We start from the raw sequence: 2852 nt of genomic DNA on the forward strand, positions 1-2852 counted from the left end.
AATTGGCGTAGCCTGGCTTTGCCCGCCGCAGCGGACTCTTTTCTCTAATTTTTCAATGGAAGATTTTACCCGGCTTGTGTGTAGCCAATGTTCACAGCATTCGCGTTTTATTCGATTTTTACAAAACGAGCGGCCATTTCTCTATTTTCGAAGACGAGATAAGGGGGCTTTTTTCAAGTTTACCCAATCCTCCGATTTTGGACCACCAATTTTCAGGCAAAATGGATACCCTCATTTATTTTATCGCCCGTAAAAACCAACTTAACCCAATGAAAATCACTCAATTATTTTGCCGCTAAATCTATTCAATGCACCTGCGAACCCTCAAGATTCAATCTTATTCGGGCATGAAACCTTATTTGCTCATTGATTTTCATTTACCGTCTGATTTTCATAAGCCCCCTGGACGCGGACTCCTTTCCTGATACCGTATTCTTTTCCATTCAACGGGGCCGCGGTAACTCTTGATCTAATCTTCAATTCAGGCTATCACAATTCTCGTAAACCAACTATAAAACTGTAGAAATCACACCTGCCCCGCCTTAACAGTCCAATTCTCCAATGGACTAACCAATAAACACACATTTTCTGAATATTGATAATCAGGCACTTACCATTTCTTAGGCGGGGAGAATCCTTTTTTCCAAATTCTTACAGATACTGTTTTCTGTTGCGCGATTGTCTGTGAACGGGAACGTGCAGCCGCAGTACGTAGCGCAGCGGAGTATTGCCGGCTGCACTGTGTTCACAGCATTCGCGTTTTATTCGATATTGCCATAACAAGCGGTCATTTCTCTATTTCAGGGACGAGAAAGGGGGCTTTTCCCAAATTTATCCAATTTATTCGTTGAAGACAAACCAATTTTCGGGCGTAACAGCTAACCTCATTTGTTTTATCGCCCGTAAAAACCAACTTAACCCAATGAAAATCATCCAATTATTCTCCTGCTAAATCTATTCAATGCACCTGAGAACCCTCAAAAGTCAATCTTACTCGGGCATGAAACAGTTATTTGCTCGTTGATTTTCATTTACCGTTTTGATTTTCATAAGCCCCTTGGACGCGGGCTCTTTTCCTGATACCGTATTCAATTCCATCGGACGGGGCCGCGGTAATACTTGATCTGATTTTTCAATTCGGGCTATCCCAATTCTTGTAAACCAACTAAAGAACTGTAGATCTTTCCATTTACCCCGCCTTATCAGACTTTTTATCCAATGGACTAACCAGTTTATACCCAGTTTCTGAAAATTTCTACTCGGGCATTTTCAAGTTTCAGGCGGGGAGAATCCTTATTTCAAATTCTTACTGATACATTTCTACAGTTGCGCGATTGTCTGTGAACGGCCCGGCTACGTGACGTGCCGGACTCTAAATTTACTATTTTCGTCTCATTTTACAAATGCTAGTGCAGGCAGCAAAAGGCGATGATGGCGAAGCCTGGCTTTTGCTGCCTGCGCGGGTTTTTCCATCTCCATTTTTCAATCGAAGGTTTTTACCGGCATGGCATGTAGCCATTGTTGGTGGCAGTTTTATTTTTTTACGATTACTTTTTTATAGTGTTTTTCTTCTCCACAAAGCACCTCTAATACATAAATCCCTGAATCATCTATCGTTAAGTCAATTTGTTGAAAGGGTAATTCTCTGAATTTCAATTGATTTTTTAGTCTCCCATCAATCGTATATACGTTGATTTCTCTTATTCCGCTACCGATAAATGTATTATTGTTTCTGAGTCTTATTTTCTCTCCATTTGAAGGGTTGGGAAAAACAGTATAATCCCCAATACTACATCTAATTTTATTCAATTCATCATTTGAATATTCACAGTTCTCCAATTTTGATTCAAATAGTTCTAGTGGATATTCAAATATCAAGTCCTTTTCCGATATTCTACCCCTTACAATATCGTTTTCTATACCCAATGTCACCGTAGAACATAAAACCATTCCAAAACTCCAGTAACGATCTCCTTCTTCATCAGGGTCAATAATATCGAAACCTGTACCTACTTCCATTCCAAGATAAATTTCTGAATTTACCTTAAATCTATATGGGTTTATCTGGCATCCGGCTTCATATATCGATCCAAATAATTTAATCGTATCCGTTACACCTACATCATCTCGAAACTTATTAAAAACCTCTATGTACACTGCTATATTGTTTTCAGAATACTCGACATGGCTTAATACTTTTCCTTTAATAAAGAGTTTTTCTCTGTCCGGTTCACTATTTAAATAATCGCAGAAATATACCCCAGCGCATGAACAACCAATTGAATACTTAATGCTAAAAATTATGAGCGCAAAAATTAGTGTTAGCCTTTTCATTTAGATCTTGAGTTTTAAGTTTATTCTTTTAATTGCCACCAACGGCCCGGGCTACACGCAGGCCGGGATTCCTGAAATTAATCTTTTCATCCCATTTCACCAAAATAGCTGCGGTGGGCAAAGGCGAAATTGGCGTAGCCTGGCTTTGCCCGCCGCAGCGGACTCTTTTTTCTAATTTTTCAATGGAAGATTTTACCCGGCTTGTGTGTAGCCAATGTTCACAGCATTCGCGTTTTATCCCTTTTTTACAAAACAAGCGGCCATTTCTCTATTTTCGAAGACGAGATAAGGGGGCTTTTTTCAAGTTTACCCAATTCTCCGATTTCGGACCACCAATTTTCAGGCATAACTGATACCCTCATTTTGTTTATCGCCCGTAAAAACCAACTTAACCCAATGAAAATCATTCAATTATTCTCCTGCTAAATCTATTCAATGCACCTGCAAACCCTTAAGATTCAATCTTATTCGGGCATGAAACCTTATTTGCTCATTGATTTTCATTTACCGTCTGATTT

At 39.3% G+C, this 2852-nt stretch carries 1 protein-coding gene; it reads right to left on the minus strand.

From position 1 onward, the window contains the following. Window positions 1-1533: 1533 nt before the first annotated feature. A complete protein-coding gene (locus IX84_RS30145) occupies window positions 1534-2334 on the minus strand; it encodes a T9SS type A sorting domain-containing protein (RefSeq protein WP_044230307.1) in 801 nt (266 codons plus the stop codon). Between the last annotated feature and the right edge of the window lie 518 nt (window positions 2335-2852).

The sequence above is a fragment of the Phaeodactylibacter xiamenensis genome (assembly GCF_000759025.1).
Taxonomy (GTDB): Bacteria; Bacteroidota; Bacteroidia; order Chitinophagales; family Saprospiraceae; genus Phaeodactylibacter; species Phaeodactylibacter xiamenensis.

Bases quoted from the DNA above. Each gene is read 5' to 3' on its own strand.
- IX84_RS30145 (WP_044230307.1), bottom strand. From the start codon at position 2,334: ATGAAAAGGCTAACACTAATTTTTGCGCTCATAATTTTTAGCATTAAG.